This window comes from Trueperella bernardiae (assembly GCF_001469025.1).
In the GTDB taxonomy this organism is placed as follows: domain Bacteria; phylum Actinomycetota; class Actinomycetes; order Actinomycetales; family Actinomycetaceae; genus Trueperella; species Trueperella bernardiae.
In genome coordinates, this window is record NZ_LNIZ01000007.1 from 37327 (window position 1) to 61319 (window position 23993).

A 23993-nucleotide genomic window follows, 5' to 3' on the forward strand; every position below is an offset into this window, starting at 1 on the left:
CTTGCTGTTCAATTGTTGGCCGCCTCGGATAAGCGAAATCCGCGCAGTGTCGAAAGCAAGAAAAGTGCAGTATCCTAGATGCGAATGCTGTTAACTCCTTTACAAACCTGCCGACCCTGAGCCTGCGAGGCCGGCGGTGGAGAGTGTTCTTGCGCGCCGCCCCATCCTCCGGCTGCCGCAGAAGGCATATAGAAGATTGGAAGGACTTAGGGATGGATTTATCTAAAGCTTCGACACCGGGAAGGCGCTTTTTGCGTGCCCCGAGTGCTGCACTGACAGCCCTCGCCTTAACTCTGGGCGCATCTGCCGGATCCAGCCTCGTGACGGCCTCACCGGCGTCCGCGTCAACCTTCACCGGCGGCATCCGAGACACGTCCGGCGCGGTGGAGAAGGACGCCCAGAAGGCTTCCGACCTCCCGGCTGGATCGTGCGTTGTCTCTGAAAGCACTCCGGACGGCAGCCAGGCGGGTTTCACGTGGAAGACGTTGGAGCCAAGCGCAACGAGCCCCTCGAAAACCCTATGGGGCGTGAGTGTGTCTTTTGATAACTCGAAAGACCGCACATTCGCTGATTGGAGCTTCACCAATTCGGGTCTACTTGGCGGTGTTCTGGATGCCGGCGAGCTGCCCTCCATGGAAGTCGGTCAGACCTTCCTTGACAAGAACGTCACCCACAAGGCTGACGAGAACATTGAGATTACTGCGTCCGTCCGCCAACGAAACGTTAATATCTATGCAGAGCTGACCGAGGAGAAAATCAAACAGTTCGCCTCGGCCACTGCCGATAACCCTGTGCGTTACGGTTGGCAAAGTAACTACAAGAAAGAGAACCCGACCGGACCGTATGCCTCGCAAGGTAACAGTGCTGGATTCAGCGCTATCGTAAACCCGTGGCCGAGCGAGAACATCGAATGTAACCCGATCACGGTGTCGTGGGAGTCTTTCGAGAAGCACGTTATCGTCCCTGGTGTGGAAACCAAGGTCGGTAAGATCAACGTTCCTGCTGTCAAGGGCGAAGGCACGGACGATTCGATGTCTCGCATGGTCGTGGAGGCCTACGACGGCAACGGTAAGTTCATCGGCACCACCGACCCGGCAGCGTCCGGCGGTACGCAGAACCTGCGTATCGACGAAAAGACCGGCGAGATCTACTTCACCTGGCCTGAGTATCGCGGTACCGACTTGGCCACTGACAAGAACGTGAGCTTCTCCGTTCTGGCTAAGCCACGTACCGTGGACCAGCTCCAGGCTGCTGACAAGAACAACAATCTCTATGGCGAAGGCAAAGTCTTCGACAGCTCTAATTCGCTGACTCGCTACAACAAGGCGAACGTCATCGACTCGAAGGCCTTCTCCCTGGATGACACGGAGTACCACTCCCCGAAGTACGACAAGACCGAGGCTTCGATCATCTCCGGCGTCGATAGCGCTACCGGCCCGATTGCGACCGAGCCGCAGAAGGTCACCTTCACCCAGACCGCTGACCTGATTAAGAACTGGCAAAGAAGAAGGGCGACGGCGGCTTCGAAGCTAAGGTCACCCTCGACGAGAGGTACGTCTACGAGGGCTGGACCGTGGAGATGGACGAGGACTACAACGTCACCGTCACCGCCCCGGAGAATCCGCGTCCGGGCACCTTCGCGCGCCCTGTTATTACAGTGGAGTACTCCAACGGCTCCACTGACAAGCTTGAACTGCTCGTCGTTGTTGACCCGAACAACACCCAGGTCACCGACCTCGTACGCCCGGGTCTGACGAAGGGCACGATTGGCGACGAGCTGACCGCCCAGGTGGGCACGAAATCCATCATGAAGGGCTACAAGCCGGTTCACCCGGCTAAGTTCGAGATCGATGAGTCCACCGTTCCTGAAGGCTGGACTGTCACTATCGATGAGACCGGCAAGGTCACTGCGAAGGCCGACGACACCGTGGCGCCGGGCACCATCATCACCCCGAAGGTGAAGGCAACCTACCCGGACCAGACCACGGACGAAATCGAGACCCAGTTCCAGGCGATCGTTGACATCAAGATCCCGACCTACGGCACGGTGACCAATAAGCCGAGCGCCAAGGTCACTCTCAAGCCTACGGTTCCAGAGCGCGGCCTGAGTGGTAACACGACCGATGAGGCGCCGAAGCGCTACACGTTCAAGGACGGTAAGACCGAGTACACCCACACGGATGACAGCGGCACCTGGACCGTCAAGATTGACGAGAACACCGGTGAAATCACCACGACCATTCCTCGCACCGCTCCTGAGGGTTACATCCTGAACGTGCCGGTTCTTGCCTACTACGACAACGCTGACAAGCCGCAAGAGGTCAAGGGCGCCGTGGTCGTTCTGAAAGGCGATATCAATGCGTCATACGACGTGCAGACCACCGGCCCGAACCAGGCTGTGAACCACAACGTTCAAGACGCCCCTAAGGGGTCGAAGTTCTCGTTCGGTAAGGATGAGAACGACCAACCGATCACCGAGCAGGAGGTTGACGGCTGGAAGTACAAGGTCGACCCGAACACCGGTGTCGTCACTTCTACCCCTCCGGCAGATGCCAAGCCGGGTGACAGCAAGACCATCAACGTCACTGTTGAAACCCCAGACGGTTCAACTCCGTTGGTGCCTGTCACCACCGTGGTGAAGCTAACCAACAGCTGGGAAGCTGAGCCGACCTACCCTGTAGAAACGGTCTACCCGGGCGAGACCGCGACGCTACCAGTTGCTCTGGAAAAGCCAGACAACGTCAACGTCGCAAAGGAAAACCCCTACAAGCTGGGTGAGATTCCGGCCGGCTGGGATGTCCGCATTGACGAGAACGGCCAGGTAACCGCAACCGCACCTGCGGATGCAAAGCCGGGCGACCAGGTCAAGATTCCCGTCACCGTTTCCTACGAAGACGGTTCCACGGATACCGCTTACGCAGTGGTGAACGTTGTTGACGTTCCTACCCGTGAAGTTCCGTTCAAGGTCGAATACAAGTACGACGACACCATCCCTGCCGGCGAGTACAAGGTTGAGACCAAGGGCGAGCCGGGCTCAGAAAAGCAGAACAAGGACGGCAGCTGGGAGCAGACCAAGGCGCCGGTGAACGAGGTCGTCATCGTCGGCACTAAGCCTGCTAAGAGCGCCAAGGAAGTCACGTGGACGGTTCCGATCCCGTACCCGACCGAGGTTCGCGAGAACCCGGACCTGAAGCCTGGTGAAACCCGGGTTGTTCAGGAAGGTGAGAACGGCGAGAAGACCTATACCGCTAAGTTCACGGCCGAGGGCGATAAGGCTGAGGTAGCCGAGGAGAAGACCACCAAGGAGCCTGTCAAGCGGATCGTTGAGTACGGCCCCGGCCTAGCTCCGAGCGAGCTGGTGACCAAGGTCGAGAAGCCTGTTCCGTTCGAAACCGAGATCGTCTTTGACAACACCCTGGAAGAAGGTCAGCAGAAGGTTGATCAGAAGGGTGAACTCGGTACCGAGGTTGTGACTTCGACTCAGAAGATCGTGGACGGCAAGCCCTCGGGTGACCCGGAAGTGACGACTGAGCGCACCAAGGAACCGGTCAAGCAGATCATCCGCGTCGGCACCAAGACCACCACTGAAGGCACTCACACCAGTGAGTACACCAAGGACGTGCCGTTCGAGACAGAGGTCATCTTCGACGACACGATGGAAGCCGGGAAGCAGGAAACTGTTCAGGAAGGCAAGCTTGGTAAGGACAAGGTCACCACTACCCTGACCATCGAGAACTCGAAGGTTGTGGACTCCAAGACCGAAACCGAGCGTGTGACCGAGCCGGTCAAGCAGATCATCAAGGTCGGCACGAAGGGCAAGCCCGCCTCCACCGAGATCGAGTGGACTGAGAAGACTCCGTTCGACGTCGAGGTGCGCGTCAACCCTGACCTGCAGCCTGGTGAAACCAAGGTTGTCCAGGAAGGTAAGCAGGGCGAGGTCAAGCACACCGTCAAGGTGAACGCCGAAAACGGTAAGATCTCCACGGAGGACACCTCCGAAAAGATCAGCGATCCGGTTAAGCACATCGTCGAGGTTGGTCCGGCCAAGAACCAGACCGAGCTGACCGATAAGCACACCGAGAAGATCCCGTTCGACACGGTCATCGAGTACGACCCGAACCTCGAAGTCGGCAAGATCGTTGAGGACCAGCCTGGCGCTTTCGGCGAAAAGGAAATCACCAAGACCTGGAAGCTCGAAAACGGCAAGCCGGTCGGTGACCCGGAGACCACCGAGAAGGTCGTGACCGAACCGCAGCCGCGCAAGCTGCGCGTAGGCGCCAAGTGCAACTGCGAAGAGCCGACCCCGGACCCATCCGAGGACCCGAGCGAAGAGCCGACCCCGGACCCGACCGACGATCCGTCAGACGAGCCTACGCAAGACCCGTCCGAGGATCCGGGTGACAAGCCCAGCAACCCGACTGAACCCGGCACGCCTGGCGACGAGCCGAGCCAGCCTTCCACGCCCGGCGACGAGCCGAGCCAGCCTTCCACGCCCGGTGACAAGCCGAGTGATGGAGTTCAGACTCCTGGCACCTCGGGTGGGCACGGTAGCAACCCGGCGGGCTCGAGCAGCGCTGGTAGCTGGTCTCTGCCGCACACCGGCGCCAGCGTCGCAGCGGCACTCGTTGCAGCAGCTATGCTGATCACCGGCGGCGTGGGACTGCTCGCAGTGCGCAGGCGCCCCTCGAAGCGCTGAGCTGTAGAACAGTCACTGCGCTGAGTCGCTGACTAACACAAAAGCGGCGAGGCCACGGGAGAGATCCCGTGGCCTCGCCGCTTTTTGTATACGAATTTGTGTGGCGCGTTCAAAGCTGTCTCCTGCAGTGGGTTCAGGCTGCTCGTAAGGCTGGGTTGCCGTCGCCTGGTGAGGGGGACATAAGCCTGGACAACGCCCGGCTTCGCGCCGCGGGCAGAGCGTCAGAGCCGTGCGGGACATGGCACTCATTTGAACGCGCGAAGAGCATGCATGACGCGCGTGATTGCAGCTATGGAGTGTGGAAAATGTGGCAGGCCCTGCACCGTAATGGCATCGCGGTTAGTTGAGAACAGACTGCTAGACTGATGTGCATAGCTGGAGTATCGGGTAGAGGCAAGGGCACATCACCGGTGACAACTCGTAGCTCGAAGAGATTAGATATGTGTCCTGATCTGGTCGGCCGCGACTTCCACCCAGGACGCTTTAGGCTCTTCTCAATTGGTGGTGTATTGGGTCTATGGCTGGGGCCGGGCCGACGGCGACCGGCCGGCGTGCGGGCAAGCCCACCCAGACGGCGACCGGCCGGCCTGCTCAGGTGCCCGCTTCTCCTCCAGTAACATGGCAAGCAGCATGTCGGCGTTGGTGCCGGAGTCGAAGTAGAATGTGGGTTGAGTGATGAATAAGCAGGAGCTTGCTTCCAGGATTTGGAAGTCTGCGAATCGTATGCGCTCGAAGATCGAGGCGAATGAATATAAGGACTACATTCTTGGCTTCATTTTCTACAAGTTCCTGTCTGAAGAGCAGGTGGCGCGGCTGAGGCGGGACGGGCTGGATGACTTGACGGCGCTGACGGAGGACGACGTCGAGATCGTCGAGTACACCCGAGACCTGTGTGGCTACTTCATTTCTTACGAGAACCTGTTTGGCACGTGGCTGGCCAAGGGCAATGATTTCGGCATAGATAACGTTCGCGACGCGCTCTCCGCGTTTAGCCGCAACATTGACCCGGCTCGCAAGAAGGTCTTCAACGGCATTTTTGACACGCTTCAGTCGGGTCTTTCGAAGTTGGGTACGGATGCCCGCGCCCAGTCGAAGGCGGCGCGTGACCTCATCTACCTCATCCAGGACATCCCGATGGGGGGCAAGCAGGACTATGACGTGCTGGGCTTCATCTACGAGTACCTCATCTCGAATTTCGCGGCGAACGCGGGTAAGAAGGCGGGCGAATTCTACACGCCGCACGAGGTGTCGTTGCTGATGAGTGAGATTGTGGCCTGGCACTTGCGGGACCGCGAGAACATCGAGATTTATGATCCGACCTCCGGATCTGGTTCACTGCTCATCAACATCGGCGCGGCCGTGGCTCGCCGAAATGGGAGCAAGGACAACATCAAGTTCTTTGCGCAGGAGCTGAAGCAGAACACGTACAACCTCACCCGTATGAACTTGGTGATGCGCGGGATTCTGCCGGACAACATCGAGGTCCGTAATGGTGACACGTTGGATGCGGACTGGCCGTGGTTTGAGTCGGAGGAGAATAAGGAGGAAACCTATAACCCGCTGTTTGTGGACGCGGTGGTGTCGAATCCTCCGTATTCTCAGCAGTGGGAGCCGGAGGACAAGGAGCTCGACCCGCGCTTTGCGAACTATGGTGTGGCCCCGAAGTCGAAGGCGGATTACGCGTTCCTGCTCCACGATCTTTTCCACTTGAAGCCTGACGGCATCATGACGATCATTTTGCCGCACGGCGTGCTTTTCCGTGGCGGTGAGGAGGGCAAGATCCGCCAGAACCTGCTGGAGCGCGGCCATGTCCAGGCGGTGATCGGCTTGCCGGCGAACATTTTCTATGGCACGGGTATTCCCACGATCATCATGGTGTTGCGCAAGGCGAGGACGGAACGCGGTGTCCTGATCGTGGACGCCTCGAAGAACTTCCTCAAGGCTGGAAAGCAGAACGTGCTGCGTGCTTCGGATATCCAGCGGATTACGGACACGGTGGCGGGATGCCGCGAGGTGGACAAGTTCAGCCGCCTGGTTTCACTCGAGGAGATCCGTGCCAACGACTACAACCTCAACATCCCTCGCTACGTCGATTCCTCGGAGCCGGCGGAACCATGGAACCTGCACGCCCTACTTTTCGGCGGCATTCCGGAGGATGAGTTGGGCAGGCTGTCGCCGTTCTGGGAGGCGTGGCCGGGCCTGCGGGAGAAGCTGTTTGACGTGAGCGGGGACGCGATCGCGGCCTGGGATGTCGACGTCGAGGAGGTTGTGTCCAACGACGACGCCGTGGCCGCTTTCCGTTCGAGCTTTGGTCAGGCTGTGGGTTCCTTCCCAGCCCACATCAAGAAGCGCCTCATTGACGCGCGGATGGGTGTCAACGCGCTCGCGGAGCAGGGGATGTTCGCGGCGTTGCTCGAGGAGTCGCTGGATGGCATCCCGCTTATTGACTACTACGATGCATTCCAGGTTCTCGACGAGGCATGGGATGAGATGAGCCAGGATCTTGAGATCATTCAGACCGAGGGGGACTCGGCGATCACTGCCGTGGCGCCGAACATGGTGGTGCGGAAGAAGAACGGTAAGGAAGTGGAGGTCCAAGAGGGATTCGTGGGCAGGATCTTGCCGTTCGAACTCATTCAGCGCAGGCTGCTGAGCGACGAGCTGGGCGAGCTGGATGATTTGAAGCGCAGGGCTGCCGAGGCCGGGGAGGAGCTGACTACTTTGTTTGAGAGTCTACCCGAGGACGCTCCAGACAACCTATTCAACGAGGCCAAGTCTGCGTTTGCGCGCAAGGGTGTAGTCGATTACCTCAAGGCTGCGGGCGTGAAGCCGCGCGCGGTGCCGGAGGACTTCCCGGAGGAGTCGGCGGAGAGGATCGCCCTGCAGGCGAAGGCGTTGCTGGAGTCGAAGAGTGGGCTCGATAGGGAAGTCAAGGCTGCATCGCGAAAGCTTGAGGACGACACGAAGGAGCGGTTGGAAGGCTTGAGCGTGGAGGAGGGCCTGGTGCTCCTCCATGACAAGTGGAGCTCGCCTCTCATGGATGGTCTGGCCGGCCTGGCTGAGGCTAAGGTTGCCGAATGTGTGGCGGCTGTGCGTGCGCTCGCGAAGAAGTACGAGTCCACCTTCGCGGACGTCTCCCAGGAGATCGCTGACACCGAGCGTGAGCTCTCAGCGTTGCTTGGCGATCTCACGGGTAGCGAGGCGGCCGACATGGAAGCCATCGCCGAGCTCGAGCGCCTGCTCGGGGGTGAATAAATGCCTGAAGAAAGGAGTGTCCCTCAGATCCGTTTCAAGGGGTTCACGGAACCTTGGGAACAGCGAAAGCTCTCGGATGTTTATGGCTATGAGCAACCGCAACCGTTTATTGTTTCTAGTACAGAGTACGACTCACAGGGTGAAATACCAGTTCTTACTGCAGGTAAGAGCTTCATTCTCGGCTATACAAGGGAAAAATCCGGGGTAAGAGACGCATCGGTTTTCAATCCAGTCGTGATCTTTGACGACTTCACGACATCGGCACATTTCGTTGACTTCCCCTTCAAAGTCAAGAGTTCAGCAATGAAGATTCTGAGTCTGAAGAATCAGGGAGATAACCCGTATTTGGCTGTACATGCCTTGCAAGCGGTGAGGTACAAGCCGGAGACACATGAAAGGCATTGGATTTCAATCTTCTCTGAATTTAGAGTGCGGCTGCCTAGGGCATCAGTGGAGCAAGATGCGATTGGTGTGATTCTTAGAAACCTTGACCGTCTTATCTCCCTTCATCAGCGTAAGCATTCGCACTCCAAAACCCGACTTTCAACCCTGCGTCCGCTACAAGTAAAGGAAGTCTCATGACGTTTGAACGTGAATCGGACTTTGAAGAGGCCGTCATCGAGGTCCTGAAGCAGAACGGCTGGAACGATTCGGGCGGCGTGCTGAAGAATCCGACTGAAGAGGATCTCATCCGGAACTGGGCCGAAATCCTGTTTGCTAACAATAAGCACAGGGATCGGCTCAATGGCGTGCCGCTCACGGATAGCGAGATGGCCCAGATCCTCGACAAGGTCCAGGAACTCCGCACCCCCTACGCGCTCAACGCGTTCATCAACGGCAAGACGGTGTCAATCAAGCGCGACAACCCGGATGATCCCGAACACTTTGGCAAGGAGATCAGCCTCAAGATCTACGATCGGCAGGAAATCGCTGCGGGTGACAGCCGGTACCAGATCGCCCAGCAGCCCAGATACCCCGCACACAACCGCATTCGCAACGACCGCCGGGGAGACCTGTGCCTACTGATCAATGGCATGCCGGTCATCCACATTGAGCTCAAGCGCAGCGGGGTGGCAGTTAGCCAGGCCACGAATCAGATCGAAAAGTACTCCCACGAAGGGGTATTCACGGGCATCTTCCAGCTCGTCCAGGTGTTCGTGGCGATGACCCCCACCGAGCTGAAATACTTCGCGAACGCCGGCCCGGACAGGTTTAACCCCGCCTACTTCTTCCATTGGGCGGACGTGAACAACGAGCCGATGTGCGCGGGAGGCGACACCACGCCGCACCCGTGGAAACGCGTCACGGAAAAACTGCTCTCCATCCCGATGGCACACCAGCTCATCGGCTTCTACACCGTGGCTGACGCCACGGACGGTTCCCTCAAGGTGATGCGAAGCTACCAGTATTACGCGGCAAGCGCGATCTCAAACGCCGTGCGCAACCACGACTGGAAGACGCCGCCGCTCGCCGGCCAAAGCGGCCACCTTGGCGGCTACATCTGGCACACCACCGGCTCAGGCAAGACTATGACGAGCTTCAAGTCCGCCCAGCTCATCGCCGATTCTGGCGACGCCGACAAGGTCGTCTTCCTCATGGACCGCATCGAACTAGGCACCCAGTCCCTGAGGGAGTATCGGGCTTTCGCTGATGACGCTGCCGACATCCAGGGGACCAGAAGTACCCTCGAGCTCAGGGAGAAGCTCCTCAGCTCGAGCCCGTCGGAGAAGCTCATCGTGACCTCGATCCAGAAAATGAGCAAACTGAAGATCGACGGTGACATGCTCCGGCAGCACGACGTGGAAATGCTGGCCCGGAAGCGAATCGTGTTCGTCGTCGACGAGGCACACCGTTCGACGTTCGGTGAGATGCTGCAGACGATCAAGCAAACGTTCCCGAACGCCCTCTACTTTGGGTTCACTGGCACACCGATTCTTACCGAGAACAAGAAGAAGGACACGACCACGTCGATGGTCTTCGGCTCCGAGCTACATAGGTATAGCATTGCGGACGGGATTCGCGACGGCAACGTGCTCGGCTTCGACGTCTACCAGGTGACCACGTTCAAGGACGCGGAGGTGCGCAAAGCGGTGGCGCTGGAGAAGGCGAAGGCATCGAGCGTTGACGAAGCGCTGGCTGACACGCGCAAGAAGGACGTTTTCTACCGCTACATGAATGAGGTGCCGATGGGGCCGTCACAGGACGAGCTCGGCCGGTCCCAAGAATCGATCGAAGGGCACCTCACCCAGGCCCAGTACGGAGACGACACGGCACACAAGGACATGGTCGTGTCAGACATCCTCGACCAGTTCCAGGTCCTCAGCCACGGCGGGAAGTTCCACGCGATCCTCGCCACCAGCTCCATCCCTGAGGCGATCACCTACTACCGCAAGTTCAAGGATCAGGCACCGCGTCTGAACGTTACCGCCCTCTTTGATTCGAGTGTGGATAACTCTGACGGTGCGATCGTCAAGGGCGACGCGCTCGAGGAGATCATCGAGGACTACAACTCCTGCTATCGCAAGAGCTTCACGATCCCTACGTGGGCGCTGATGAAGAAGGACATCGCGGCACGCCTTGCGCACAAGACTCCCTACGTCACGATCGATAGGGATCGGGACGAGCGGATCGACCTCCTCATCGTGGTTGATCAGATGCTCACCGGCTTCGATTCGAAGTGGGTCAACACGCTCTACCTTGACAAGATCATCCTGTTCGAGAGCATCATCCAAGCCTTCAGCCGCACCAACCGCGTGTTCGGGCCGGACAAGCCGTTCGGGACCGTACGCTACTACCGCAAGCCGCACACGATGAAACGCAACATCGAGGCGGCGGTAAAGTTGTATTCAGGAGAAAAGCCGCTCGACATCTTCGTCCAAAAACTCCCCGAGAACATCGACCTCATGAACGAGCAGGCGGCGGCCATCCGCAACCTCTTCGAGGTTGCCGGCGTGGCCGACCTCAGCCGCCTGCCCGACACCGAAGAAGAACGCAAGATGTTCGCCAAGATGTTCATCGAGTTTGACCGGGCCCTTGAGGCCGCCCGGATCCAGGGCTTCACCTGGGACACGTCCACCTACGAGTTCATCGACGACGACGAGCGCCAGGTCACCCGCACGGTCGCCATCGACGAGCGAACCTACCGCATTATGGTCCAGCGCTATAAGGAGCTCTTCTCGGCGGGCGGATCCGCGGACACCTCCGTGCCCTACGACCTGGCCGGCCACACCATCGAAAACGACACGGAACGCATCGACGCGGACTACATGGAGCTTCGATTCACCAAGTGGCTCCGGGCGCTCAATTCCGGTGACCCGAACCTAGGGGCGATCGCCAACGAACTCCATCGCTCGTTTGCCGCACTGAGTCAGGAAGACCAGCGCCACGCACAGACCCTGATTCATGACATCGAGTACGGGCGTGCCGTCGTGGAGGAAGGTCAGACCCTGCGCGACTGCATCAACGCCTACGCCAAGCGAACCGAGAACGCGCAGGTGGCGCAGGTGGTCGACGGTTTCGGGGTGGACAGGTCGGCCCTCGAAGAGCTTCTCCGCCTGAGGCTGACCGAGAACAACCTCAACGAGTTCGGGCGCTTCGACGAGTTGGCCACCACGATCGATGCCAGCCGCGCTATCCAGTTCCTCAGCGAGCACGGCTCGAGTTACGCCAGCGTCTTCGGGGCAAAGATGAGGGTGCGGACCCTTCTCAAGGACTTCGTCCTCGAAGGCGGCTTCGACCTCGAGGAGCGGATAAGAATGGAGGGTTAACAACACCTTTTGCTTTCTTCATCAGCGTAAACGATCAACTGAAGAAAGAGGCGATAACACGTGCAGATCTCCAATGATAGAAACGCTCTGTTTGCTACCTACTACGCGGAATGGGTGCAGATCTACAAGGAGGGCGCAATCCGTGAGGTCACGATGGACAAGTACCGCTTGTCTCAGGCGTGGCTCAAGCGGCTCGCGCCTGACCTCCTGCTCAAGGACCTCAACCGCATCCGCTACCAACAGCTCATCAACGCGTATGCCGAACACCACGAGCGCCAGACCACGATGGACTTCCACCACCAGTTGAAGGGCGCGATCCTCGACGCCGTGGACGAAGGTTTTATCCCGCGCGACCCCACGCGCAAAGTCATCATCAAGGGCAGGACTCCGCGTCAGAAGAAGATCAAGTACCTCAACCAGTTCGAGCTCCACTCGGTGCTAGCCAACCTGGAGCTCGGCCCGGAGCCGAGCTGGGACTGGCTCATCCTCCTCATTGCCAAGACAGGTCTGCGCTTCAGCGAGGCCCTCGGCCTCACCCCCAACGATTTTGACCTCGCTCACCAGAGCCTCTCCGTCAACAAGACGTGGGACTACAAGCGCAAAGGCGGGTTCGTCCCCACCAAGAACGCCTCGTCGGTCAGGAAGGTTCAGCTCGACTGGCAGTTGGTTATGCAGCTGTCAGGGCTAGTGAAGGATCTTCCTGCCGACGAGCCGATCTTCGTCAAGGGCTCGGTCTACAATTCCACGGCCAACGCTGCGCTTGCTCGCCACTGTGAGGCGGTGGGTGTTCCCGTCATCACGATCCACGGCCTGCGCCACACGCATGCCTCGCTGCTCCTGTTCGCGGGTGTGTCGATCGCGAGCGTATCGCGCCGCCTCGGGCACGCGAGCATGACGACGACGCAGGAGACTTACCTCCACATCATCAAGGAACTGGAAAACCAGGACATCGACATCGTCATGCGTTCGTTGGCCTCCCTAGCGTAGCGACTGCAAGGCGTCTGGTTGGGCCGGCGTCGGCCGGCCCAACCAGGCCCCTACAGCGCCGCGAGCGCCTGCGCGATGTCTTCGAGGATGTCGTCCACGTGCTCCAGCCCGATCGAGATCCGCACCAGCCCCGGCGTGATGCCGGCGGCTGCCAGCTCGCTATCGGTCAGCTGCCTGTGCGTGCTCGACGCGGGGTGCAGTACGCAGCTGCGCGAGTCGGCCACGTGGACCTCGCGGGCAACCAGCTTGAGCGTGTCCATGAAGCGGGTGCCGCGCTCGCGGTCGCCCAGGTCCACGCAGATCACGCCCGAGTACCCGCCAGACAGGTACTTGTTCGCCAGCTTGTGGTAGGCGAAGGACTCGAGGCCGGGGTAGCGGACCTCCCCAACCTCCTCGCGCCCCTCAAGGAACCGCGCCACGGCGAGCGCGTTCTCGCTGTGCCGGGCCATTCGCAGGCCCAGCGTTTCGAGGGACAAGTTGAGCAAGAACGCCGAGTGCGCCGCCGGGTAGGCACCAAAGTCGCGCTGGAGCTGGGTGCGGGCCTTGACCATGTAGGGCGCCGCCGCATAGTCCTTCGTGTACACCACCCCGTGGTATGACTCGTCCGGCTCGGTGAAGTCGGGGAATCGCCCGTTCGTGTAGTCAAACTTCCCGGCGTCGACGATCATGCCGCCCACCTGCACCGCGTGCCCGTCCATGTACTTGGACGTGGAGTGGATGACGACGTCGGCGCCCCACTTAATCGGCTTGCACAGCGCGGGGGTGGCGAACGTCGAGTCGACGATCAGCGGCACGCCGGCCCCGTGCGCCACGCGGGCAAACTTCTCGATGTCGAGCACCGACAGCAGCGGGTTCGCGATCGTCTCACCGAACAGGGCCTTCGTGTTGGGCTTGATCGCCGCCGCGATCTCCTCCTCCGGCGCGCTCGGGTCCACCCAGATAACCTCGATGCCGAACTTCGCCAGCGTGACCGAGAACAGGTTCGCCGTGCCGCCATACACCTCGATCGACGACACAAGTGAATCACCTGCCGAGCACAGGTTGAGGACCGCCATGAGGGTGGCAGCCTGACCGGACGACGTCGCCATTGCTGCCACTCCTCCTTCCAGCGCCGCGACCTTTTCCTCCACCGCCATGACGGTGGGGTTCGCGAAGCGCGAGTAGATCAGCGCGTGCGTGGGCTCGTCAAAGACGCCCGCGATCGAGTTGGCCGAATCGAACGTGTACGTGGTCGACTGCACGATCGGTAGCTGGCGCGGGTCGCCATCGCCGGGCTGATAACCTGCGTGAATGTATTTGGTGTCGTCCTTCATGGGGCTCTCCTTTTTTCACGACGCCGTCGCCACGGCGCCCTTGATGCTCCACCTTAGTCCCGGGTCGGTTTTAGTTCTGCGCCGTGCACCATGTGGACGGGGGAGTGTCAGGGTCAGTCCGACAGAAGTCGTGAAAATACCGGCTACCGATTTCTATAGAAGCCAGGTCCACGCCAGGTTCACGAGTTGTGCCGGGGATCCCGGCAGACACCGGCTGCCGGGCCCGCCGCGACCGCTTCTAGACCCAGCTGGGTAGCCACATGTGGAGCTTCCAGAACCAGCGCGGAATCGGAGTGCCCCACCACAGGGGCATCCAGAACAGGGCGGCCACCACGATCAGGCCCACGACCACCGCGATGAGCACCCACGCCTTGCTCGTCCGCGGCAGGGGGCTCACCACCGAGGGCAGCATCTCGTGAGGGCCTGAGGCGAGCGGGGCGACGGTGTCGTCGGTGACCTTGATCAGGCGCAGGGGAGGGAGGGTGCGCGCGGCCCAGCCGACCCCGTACGCGAGCGCGAGCGCCACAAACGGAAGGAAGGCCACGGCATAGAACTGGTAGATCGTGCGGTCGAGGTAGAAGAACCACGGCACGTACATCGCCAGATAACCGGACAGGATCGCCCAGGCGCGCCAGTCGCGGCGGATGGCCGCAGCGATCACCACGATGAGCGCCAGTGCGGCGAGCCACCACACGAACGGGTTGCCCACCGAGGTGATGGCCATGACGCAGTCGTCGCTGGGGCAGGAGCCGGCGGGGACGTCGTCACCGGCGCGCCAGAAGAAGGACACCGGGCGGAACTGGATGATCCACGCCCACGGCTGGCTCTGGTACGTGTGTGGGGAGGACAGGCCCCGGTGGAACTCCATCGTGGCCTGGTGCCAGTGGAGGAAGGAGTTCACCACCCCGGGCGCCCACGGCAACGGCAACTGCGCGGTGTGCTCCACGGCCCACTGGCGATCCCAACCGGAGGGGGAGGCGAACCAGGAGAACCAGGACGCGACGTAGGTGACGATCGCCGTGGGCACCAGCTGGAAGAACGCCGGCACCCCCTCGCGCCACAGCCCCGCCCCGATCCACAGGCGCGCCCCGATCGCACGGCGGGCGGCCAGGCCCCAGAAGAAAACGAGCAAGCCGAAGACCGCCAGCGCATACGCCCCTGACCACTTCACCCCGCACGCGAGCCCCACGAACACGCCCGCGAGGATGAGCCACGGCCGGAAGGCGACGTGGGGGCCCCAGACGTCGTCCACGCGGCCCGGGGAGCCGGTGGGCCAGGCCACGCGGGCGGCGAGGCGCTCGCGGGCGTAGTCGCGGTCGCGCAGGATCGCCCAAAAGCCGGCGAGCACGAAGAACGTCACCATGTTGTCCAGCAGGCCCGTGCGGGAGAGGGTGATCCCCATGCCGTCCAGCGCCATCGCCAGGCCGGCGATCGCGGCGAGCGGCACCGAGCGGAACAGGTGCAACGCCACCCGCACGAGGATCGCCACCGCAATCACACCCAGGATCGCGGTGGTGGCGCGCCAGCCGAAGCCGTTGTCGTCGCCGAAAAGCCGCATCCCCACGCCCATCAGCCACTTGCCGAACGGCGGGTGGACCCAACGGTCGGGGGCGGTTTCCATGGCGGACAGGTCCCCGTTCACGAACAGCGCGTTCTGGTCCTCGCCCTCCCAATTGCGCTCATACCCGAAGTTGAGCAGGGAAAAGGCGCCCTTGACGTAGTAGGTCTCGTCGAACACCATCGCGTGCGGGTGGGTTAGGCGCGGCAGGCGCGCTAGCGCCGCGATGAGCGTGGCCAGGGCCGTGACAATCCACCCCTGCAGCCGCAGCTGCGCGGGCAGGCTCGCCCCCTTCGGCAGCAGGCCGAGCAGGCCCCGAAGCTCGTTCTCACGGCGAAGGTGTGCATGCATGGTGTCCACGGCCAAAGTCTACGCAAAGGCACGGCGGGCTTCGAACGACGCCGGAGCTCGGCTTGCGTACTGGTGGCGCGGGGTGGGCGCGGGGCGGGCGCTGGGCGGGCGGGGGCCGGGCGTCGTCGCCTGGCGCTGGATGTGGCGTCCGCTTTCGGGGCGGGCCGGATTCTGGGAAACTGGGTGCATGGTTGAGATGACCGAAGAGCGATTCGAAGAGCTTGTAGCCGACGCCCTGGACGAGATCCCGGACGAGTTCGCGCAACGGCTGGAAAACCTCGTGTTCCTTGTGGCCGACGAGCCGAACGAGGAGCAACTCAAAGAATCCCAGGGGGAGGACCTGCTCGGGCTGTATGAGGGGATCGCGCTCACCGACGGCGACTTCTTCGGCTACGCCGAACCCAACCGCATCTGGATCTTCCGCGGGCCCACCCTGCGCATGTGTGAGACGGAGGACGAGGTGGCCGAGGAGGTCATGGTGACTGTCTTCCATGAGGTGGCACACCACTTCGGCATCGAGGAGGACCTGCTGTGGGAGACCGGCTGGGCGTAGCGCGGGCGCGGGGCCGGCGGGTGCGTGGGGCGCGGCGCAGGCAAGGCCGGCGAAACTGGGCATAAAAAATGCGGACCTCTTTGTCCGCCTCTTTCATCCGGTTGCCCGGCCTAGTGTTTTTGCTTAGCGACCGAAGATTTCAGCCTGGACTGACTGCTCGAGTGCACGCGCTTCGGTGATGTAAGCGTTGGAGCGCTCGTCCTTGTTGCTTGCAAAGATCTTCCATGAAATTGCCATGGTGTTTCTCCCTATTTAATTGTTGAGGTGAAGCCAAAATCTTCGACTTCCCGACCTTTCGGTCACTTCCAAGTATAGCCCCGCGATGCAACGGCGTGAAAAAACTTGCCCGGTCTCACACTGCGCGAAATCCGGCGTTATAGGGTGGAGCCATGATCGTGCTAGCTGCAACGCCTCTTGGCAACGACGACGACGCCTCGCCCCGCCTCCGCGCCGAGCTCGAGGGCGCCGACCTCATCGCCGCCGAGGACACCCGCCGCCTCCTGAATCTCGCCGGCCGTCTCGGCATCACCCTGCACGGCAAGGTGGTGCCCTACCACGAGCACAACGAGTCGGAGGTGGCCCCGCAGCTCATCGAGGCGTCGCGAGAGGGCCGGCGAGTGGTGGTGGTGAGCGATGCCGGCATGCCTTCGGTGTCCGACCCGGGCTACCGGCTGGTTTCCCTCGCCGCCGCGGAGGGCGTGCCCGTCACGGTGGTGCCCGGGCCGTCCGCAGTCCTCACGGCCCTCGCTCTGTCCGGGCTCGCCTCTGACCGATTCACCTTCGAGGGTTTCCCGCCGCGCAAGGAGGGGGAGCGGCGCCGCTACTTCGAGTCACTCGCCGCCGAGCCCCGCACGATGATCTTCTTCGAGTCCCCGCGCCGGCTTGTTGCCACCCTCACCGCGATGCGTGACGAGCTCGGCCCGGACCGCCGGGCCGCCGTCTGCCGCGAGCTGACCAAGATCTACGAGGAGGTCAAACGGGCCACGCTCGCCGAGCTCGCCGACTGGGCGGAGGGTGTGCGTGGGGAGATCACGATCGTGGTGGAGGGTGCACCTGCCCACGTCACGGCCGACGCTAGCGCCCACGTCCCCGAAGTCCTGGCGTTGCACGAGGCCGGGCTCCGCCTCAAGGACGCCGCCGCTCACGTTGCCGCCCGCGAGGGCCTATCGAAGAATGAGCTGGCCAAGCTCGCCCTGGCCGCCAAGCAGTAATCCCGTGGGTCCTGCCGGCAAGAGGACCCGCCCTAGCCACTGAGACCAGCCGTTTATGGCTGGAAATCGATGTCTGAGAAGTCGAAATCGTCGTCGTCGGCGTCGCCGGAGAAGTCCACGTCCTCCAGGTCAAGGTCAAAATCGGATAAATCGTAGTCGGAGAGGTCCTCGCCGAGCTGGACCTGGTTGGCCAGCGTGTCGAGCTCCTCGTCCTCCCCGTCGGAAGTCAGCTCGGCGTCGGAGTCCTCGTCGTATTCGTCGCGTACGAAGTCGTCCCGGTCGAGCGCGGCCCCGCGGCGGGGTTCGTCGTCGCGGTAGTCGGCGGCGCCCCACTCGTCGTCTTCGAGGTCATCGGCCAGGCCGTCGCCGTCCAGGTCGTTGTTCTCCAGGTCGTCCCAGTCCTCGCGAGACCAGGCAGACTCGTCGTCGTCCCAGTCGTCCTTGTTCCAGGCTTCCACGCTGTTGCCTTCGCCGTCGTCGTAGCCGGGGATCGGTGTGTCCTCGCCCTCCTCGTAGAAGCCGAAGGCCTCACTCGAGGAGATCTGCTCGATGCCCGCCTCGTCCATTTCCGCGCGGGCCGCCTCGCCCAGCTCCTCGCTGACCGGCACGGTCAGGTCCGAGAACACGCGCACGGGCCACCCGGCGCGTAGCGCGTCGAGCGCGGTTTCTTTCACGCAGTGCGACTCGGCGATGCCGACCACGTCGATCGCCCCGACCTCCGCCTCCCGCAGGATCCGCTCCAGGGTGTCCCCGTCCTTGTTCACGCCCTCGAACCCGGAGTAGGCCGCGGCGTATTCGCCCTTCTTCACCGAATCATCGAAGGGGAGGGAGGCAACGGCGTCGTGAAGCTCGGCTTCGGGCGTGCCGGCAACCCCGTGCGGGGGCCAGGTGTCCACGAAGTCGGGGGTGTCGGAGAAGTGCGTTCCCGGGTCGACGTGCCAGTCCTGGGTGGTGACGATGAGGTCGTATTCGTCGGCGTGGTCGGTGACGAAGTCGGCGATGCGTTCGGCGCAGGCGTTGCCGCCCACCACGCCTAGCGCCCCGCCCTCGCAGAAGGTCGGCTGGACGTCAACGATGATGAGAGCACGATTTTCGGACATTGTTCCTCCTCAGTATGACCCGATTCTACCCGCTTCCCCCCGTGCCCGTCGCCCGGCCCTCACCGTGAACGACGACGCCGTCCGCGCCTGTCACGCCCGCGGCTCGGCGTGCGGCCGCACCGAGGCGACGCACGCGGGTCGCTCGCGCCACATCGGCTCGGGGCCGGTTTCGCTGATCCGCGCGCAAAGGTTACCCTTGAAGCATGTCTAGGATCCTTTCAGCTGTTGCTTGGCCGTATGCAAACGGGCCACGCCACATCGGCCATGTTGCCGGGTTTGGTGTGCCCTCGGATGTATTCTCGCGTTACATGCGAATGCGTGGCCATGACGTGCTGATGGTGTCGGGCACGGACGAGCACGGCACCCCGATTCTGGTGGCTGCCGACAAGGAGGGCGTGACCCCGCAGGAGCTGGCGGACAAGAACAACCGCATCATTGTGGAGGACCTGGTCAAGCTGGGCCTGTCCTACGACCTGTTCACGCGCACCACCACCGGCAATCACGAGCACGTGGTGCAGGACCTGTTCCGTGGCTGCCGCGACAACGGTTACATGCTGGTGGAGACAACGCCGGTGGCGATCGACCCGAAGACGGGCAACACCCTGCCGGACCGCTACATTGAGGGTACGTGCCCAATCTGCGGCGCCGCGGGCGCGCGCGGCGACCAGTGCGACAACTGCGGCAACCAGCTCGACCCGCAGGACCTCATCGACCCGATCTCGAAGGTGTCCGGCCTGGCGCCCGAGTTTAAGGAGACCGAGCACTACTTCCTTGACCTGCCCGCGCTGGCCGACTCGCTACGCACGTGGCTCGGCGGCGTGGAGGAGGACGGCAAGTGGCGCCCGAACGTCATTGCGTTCTCCAAGCATTTGCTCGACGACGTCCGCCCGCGCGCGATGTCGCGCGACATTTCGTGGGGCATCCCGGTTCCGGGGTGGGAGGATAAGCCGAACAAGCGGTTGTACGTGTGGTTTGACGCCGTCGTCGGCTACCTGTCCGCGTCGATTGAGTGGGCGAGGCGCCGTGAGGCGGCTGGCACGGGCTCGGCGGAGGACTGGAAGCTGTGGTGGACGGACCCGGAGGCTCTGTCCTATTACTTCATGGGTAAGGACAACATTGTTTTCCACTCGCAGATTTGGCCGGCGGAGCTGCTGGCCTACAACGGCGAGGGTGCGAAGGGCGGGGAGCCGGGCGGCATGGGCCGCCTCAACCTGCCCACCCAGGTGGTGGCCTCGGAGTTCCTCACGATGGAGGGTAAGAAGTTCTCCTCGTCGAAGAATGTGGTGATCTACGTGCGTGACGTGCTCGAGCGCTACCAGCCCGACGCTCTGCGCTACTTCATCTCGATCGCCGGGCCGGAGAATCAGGACGCGGACTTCACGTGGTCGGAGTTCCTGCGCCGGAATAATTCGGAGCTGGTGGCCGGCTGGGGCAACCTGGTCAACCGCACGGCGGCGATGATCGCGAAGAACTTCGGCGAGATCCCGGCCCCGGGCGAACTGGAGGACATCGATCGTGAGCTGCTGGACGCCGTCGGCGCCGGCTTTGACACGGTGGGCGATCTGATCGCGAACCATTCGCAGCGCGCGGCCCTGGCCGAGATCATGCGCCTGGTGGGGGAGGCGAACGCCTACGTGGCGCGCACCGAGCCGTTCAAGCTCAAGGCTCCCGAGCAGCGTGAGCGTCTGGCCACCGTGCTCAATACGCTCATCCAGGCCGTTTCGGACCTCAACACGATGATGTGCGTCTTCCTGCCGCACTCGTCGAACACAATCGACGCCGTGCTCGGCGGGGCTGGCGACATCGCGCCGATGCCGCAGATTGTGGAGGCCACGGACCTCGACACCGGCCACCCGTACCCGATCATCACTGGCGACTACGCGGGTGTTCGCGCATGGGAGCACCGCGCCGTGGTGCCGGGCACCCCGATCGCGAAGCCGAAGCCGGCGTTCGTCAAGCTCGACGAGTCGATCGTGGCTGAGGAGCTCGAGCGCCTGGGGATCGAGTAGTGGGCGATTCGGCGTTGAAGAAGGACCGGCGGCGGGCGTTCCCGGACATCCCGGCCCCGCTCGCGGTCCCGATTGTCGACAACCACACCCACATCTACCCCGACCCCGCGCCCGACCCCGGCCAGGTTACCCCTGTCCAGCGCCTCAATAACGCCGGGGTATGGAAGCCGCCGATCCTGCTGGAGAACCTGCGGGAGGGCATGGCGCGTGCGGGCGTGCGGGCCGCGATCACGTCGGGGTGCGAGTACCCTGCGCTCGAGTGGACGGTCGAGCTCTCCCGCACCTGCCCCGAGATCTGGGCGGCGCTCGCGATCCACCCCAACGAGGCCGCGATGCACGCGGGCGTGCGCGAGGTGGCACCCGACGGGCTCGAACCGCGCGTCGAGGAACACCATGCGATCTCGCTTGAGGACGCGATCGGGCGGGTCGCCGCACTGTGCGCCGACGACGCCGTGGTGGCAGTCGGCGAGACCGGCCTGGACTACTTCCGCACCGGCGAAGAGGGCAAGACCGCACAGAAGCGCTCGTTCAGGGAGCACATCGCGCTCGCGAAGGAGCTGGGCAAGCCGCTCCAGATCCACGATCGCGACGCGCATGCCGACGTTGTCGACATCTTGAAGCGCGACGGCGCGCCCGAGCGCACGGTGTTCCATTGTTTTTCCGGCGATGCCGACCTCGCGGCCGTGTGCCGCGAGTACGGTTGGTATGCCTCGTTTGCCGGGCCGGTGACGTACCCTGCTAACGCGTACTTGCGCGAGGCCTTCGAGGCGCTGCCGGACGAGCTGGTGCTCGTGGAAACGGACGCTCCCTACTTGACGCCGGCGCCGTACCGCGGGCAGCCGAACGCGGCGTGGGCAGTGGCTTACACCGCCGCCCACCTGGCTGAACTTCGGCTCATGCCGCTGACGGACTTTTGCGCGAAGCTGGATGCGACGACGCGCGAGGTTTACGGGATCTGACACCCAGCCTTCGCCCGCACAGGACTGGTGGTCGAGTAAGATCTCGCACTTTCTGCTTGCGGTTGATAACAATTTGATTACAATCGATTTCGTTGATGTAACTTTCGCTGGGCGCACACCCGTGCGCGTGGACTGGAGACGTTTTGACAGATCACTCGACCAATCGTGGCGTGGCCTTTGATGCCTCACTTCTGGCTACTCCTCCGAAGCCGGGTTCGCGCCGCGCCCGCCGCATGGCCGAACGTGTAGCCGGCCAGGCCGCCCAGCATGGTTCCGCTTTCGCCCAGACACCTGACACGGCGGAGATCCCGGCCGTCACCCGAGTGGTGACCTCCGGCGCGATGCCGTACGCCGAGCACATGAACTTCCACCTGGTCACCTCCCGTGCGGCTCACGCCCCCGCGCGTAAGCCGCGCCGTTACACGAAGGCGATGCACGTGGCCGGTGCTGCCTCCCTGGCCGTTTTCGCGGCCGGGGGCACGGTTGGTTTCCCGGCGCTGACCGCCCCGCAGGTGGAGCAGGCCGTGGCGGCCGTCGTTGACGCTCCGGAGGAGGCCCCGAGTGCGACGGCCGGCACCGTCTCCTTCGATGTCACCGTGGATGGGCAGACCACCCGCGTCGTCGCCTCCGAGGGCGACACGTACGCCGCGGCGCTGGCGAACGCCGACATCTCGATCGCGGCGCGCGACGAGGTCTCCGTCTCCCTGTCCGACACCGTGACCACCGCCCCGATCACGATCGCCCGCGTCACGAACACCACGGTTTCTGAGGAGTACACCATCGCGTTCGAGACCGAGCGCGTGGAGACCGCCGAGCTTCCCAAGGGCGAGGAAGAGGTTGCCACGGCTGGCGTGGAGGGCAAGGGCACGCGCACATACCAGGTCACCTCGCGCGACGGCGCGGAGAGCGCCCGCATGCTCCTCGTCGAGACCGTCACCGCTGAGCCCGTCAACGAAGTCATCAAGGTCGGCACCCGCGAAGAGATCCAGCCGGAGCAGGCCGCGACGTCGGCCGCCGCCTCCGCGCCCGCGTCCGCCCCGGTCCCGGCCGGCTCCTCACGCGAGATCGCTCAGGGCATGCTCGCCTCCTACGGTTGGGGCATGGACCAGTGGGCGTGCCTTGACGCGCTGTGGCAGCGCGAGTCGGGCTGGAACTCCCAGGCAGCGAACCCGTCCTCGGGCGCGTACGGCATCCCGCAGGCGCTGCCCGGTTCGAAGATGGCCTCCGCCGGCGCCGACTGGCAGACCAACCCCGCCACCCAGATCTCCTGGGGCCTGGGCTACATCGCCGGCCGCTACGGCAGCCCGTGCGGGGCGTGGGGCCACTCCCAGGCGCGCGGCTGGTACTAAATGCTGCTCGGGCCCGTTCAGATTCACGAGCTCGTTGACCGCCTCGGCATCCGGCCAACCAAGACCCTCGGGCAGAACTTCGTTCACGACGCCGGCACCGTGCGTCGCATCGTTCGCGACGCCGGCGTGGCGGCTGGCGACCAAGTGCTCGAGGTCGGCCCCGGGCTCGGCTCGCTGACATTGGCAATCCTCGAGGCGGGCGCCTACCTGTCCGCCGTGGAGATCGACCCGCCGCTGGCCGCCGTGCTCCCCGAGACGGTCGCGTCCTTCATGTCCGACGCCGCCGGCCGCTTCGCCGTGCTCCGCGAGGACGCGCTCAAGGTTCGTCGCGGGGATCTGGCTGTGCCGCCCGAATACGCCGAGGCCCACCCGGGCGCTTTCGAGCCCACGCACCTGGTGGCCAACCTGCCTTACAACGTGGCCGTGCCCGTCATCCTCACCCTGCTTGAGGAGCTGCCCTCGCTGCGGTCCGTGACTGTCATGGTCCAGCTCGAGGTGGCCGATCGCCTGGCCGCCGCTCCGGGCTCGCGCGTCTACGGCGTGCCCTCGGCAAAGGCTAGCTGGTATGGGGACGTGCGGCGCGGGGCGAAGATCTCCCGCAACGTCTTCTGGCCGGTCCCGAACGTCGACTCTGCCCTCGTCCACCTCGAACGCCCCGCCGTGCCGCGCTTCCCCGAGGAACTCCGGGCCGGAGCGTTCGCCGTCGTCGACGCCGCCTTCGCCCAGCGCCGCAAGACCCTGCGCTCGGCCCTCGGCACGTGGGCTGGTAGCCCGGCGCAGGCCGAGTCGATCTTGCGCATCGCCGGCGTGGATCCCGCGTTGCGCGGGGAGCGCCTCGCGATCGAGGACTTCGTCAAGATCGCTCGCGCCGCCCGCTAGGCCCGC

Annotated in this window: 14 protein-coding genes and 1 pseudogene; 12 read left to right on the forward strand and 3 right to left on the reverse strand. The window is 63.0% G+C overall.

The window, feature by feature from the left end; translation table 11 throughout:
• Positions 1-212 precede the first annotated feature (212 nt).
• From AQZ59_RS09765 to AQZ59_RS07160, 6 genes are all read left to right on the forward strand, one after another.
• On the forward strand, positions 213-1754 hold the full coding sequence (locus AQZ59_RS09765) for an adhesin domain containing protein (RefSeq protein ID WP_236698690.1): 1542 nt from the start codon (positions 213-215) through the stop codon (positions 1752-1754).
• A gap of 53 nt (positions 1755-1807) precedes the next feature.
• Positions 1808-4696 (forward strand): G5 domain-containing protein, encoded by a 2889-nt coding sequence (locus AQZ59_RS07145; protein ID WP_236698691.1) that lies wholly within the window; start codon positions 1808-1810, stop codon positions 4694-4696.
• Positions 4697-5371: 675 nt separating this feature from the next.
• Complete coding sequence (locus AQZ59_RS07150; protein ID WP_062613987.1) at positions 5372-7951, forward strand: type I restriction-modification system subunit M; 2580 nt, start codon at positions 5372-5374, stop codon at positions 7949-7951.
• Positions 7952-8533 carry a restriction endonuclease subunit S gene (locus tag AQZ59_RS09200; RefSeq protein ID WP_152994733.1) on the forward strand — a complete coding sequence of 194 codons (582 nt, stop codon included), beginning with the start codon at positions 7952-7954 and terminating at the stop codon, positions 8531-8533.
• Complete coding sequence (locus AQZ59_RS07155; RefSeq protein ID WP_062613988.1) at positions 8530-11718, forward strand: type I restriction endonuclease subunit R, EcoR124 family; 3189 nt, start codon at positions 8530-8532, stop codon at positions 11716-11718. The genes AQZ59_RS09200 and AQZ59_RS07155 overlap by 4 nt, the downstream gene beginning before the upstream one ends.
• Positions 11719-11778: 60 nt before the next feature.
• On the forward strand, positions 11779-12705 hold the full coding sequence (locus AQZ59_RS07160; RefSeq protein WP_062613989.1) for a site-specific integrase: 927 nt from the start codon (positions 11779-11781) through the stop codon (positions 12703-12705).
• A 50-nt stretch (positions 12706-12755) separates the two neighbouring features.
• Here the strand turns inward: AQZ59_RS07160 and AQZ59_RS07165 are convergent, their stop codons facing one another.
• A complete protein-coding gene (locus AQZ59_RS07165) occupies positions 12756-14018 on the reverse strand; it encodes an O-acetylhomoserine aminocarboxypropyltransferase/cysteine synthase family protein (protein ID WP_062613990.1) in 1263 nt (420 codons plus the stop codon).
• A gap of 238 nt (positions 14019-14256) precedes the next feature.
• Positions 14257-15927 (reverse strand): dolichyl-phosphate-mannose--protein mannosyltransferase, encoded by a 1671-nt coding sequence (locus AQZ59_RS07170; RefSeq protein ID WP_062614027.1) that lies wholly within the window; start codon positions 15925-15927, stop codon positions 14257-14259.
• Here AQZ59_RS07170 and AQZ59_RS07175 point away from each other — a divergent pair.
• Together AQZ59_RS07175 and rsmI are read left to right on the forward strand one after the other, a co-directional pair.
• Positions 15926-16480, forward strand: coding sequence for a metallopeptidase family protein (locus AQZ59_RS07175; protein WP_306452656.1), 555 nt, complete (start codon positions 15926-15928; stop codon positions 16478-16480). The genes AQZ59_RS07170 and AQZ59_RS07175 overlap by 2 nt on opposite strands.
• A 389-nt stretch (positions 16481-16869) precedes the next feature.
• A complete protein-coding gene (rsmI, locus tag AQZ59_RS07180; protein WP_062613991.1) occupies positions 16870-17691 on the forward strand; it encodes a 16S rRNA (cytidine(1402)-2'-O)-methyltransferase in 822 nt (273 codons plus the stop codon).
• 521 nt (positions 17692-18212) lie between these two features.
• Here the strand turns inward: rsmI and AQZ59_RS09845 are convergent.
• A pseudogene (locus AQZ59_RS09845) lies at positions 18213-18791 on the reverse strand (isochorismatase family protein); the annotation flags it as partial.
• A 203-nt stretch (positions 18792-18994) separates the two neighbouring features.
• Here AQZ59_RS09845 and metG point away from each other — a divergent pair.
• The 4 genes from metG (at position 18995) to rsmA (ending at position 23987) form a co-directional block, all read left to right on the forward strand.
• Positions 18995-20800 carry a methionine--tRNA ligase gene (metG, locus tag AQZ59_RS07190; protein ID WP_062613993.1) on the forward strand — a complete coding sequence of 602 codons (1806 nt, stop codon included), beginning with the start codon at positions 18995-18997 and terminating at the stop codon, positions 20798-20800.
• Complete coding sequence (locus AQZ59_RS07195; RefSeq protein WP_082661216.1) at positions 20800-21759, forward strand: TatD family hydrolase; 960 nt, start codon at positions 20800-20802, stop codon at positions 21757-21759. The genes metG and AQZ59_RS07195 overlap by 1 nt, the downstream gene beginning before the upstream one ends.
• A gap of 233 nt (positions 21760-21992) precedes the next feature.
• Complete coding sequence (locus tag AQZ59_RS07200) at positions 21993-23108, forward strand: aggregation-promoting factor C-terminal-like domain-containing protein (protein WP_062613994.1); 1116 nt, start codon at positions 21993-21995, stop codon at positions 23106-23108.
• Positions 23109-23987, forward strand: a complete 879-nt coding sequence (rsmA, locus tag AQZ59_RS07205; RefSeq protein WP_062613995.1) for a 16S rRNA (adenine(1518)-N(6)/adenine(1519)-N(6))-dimethyltransferase RsmA — start codon at positions 23109-23111, stop codon at positions 23985-23987.
• The last annotated feature ends 6 nt before the right edge of the window (positions 23988-23993 follow it).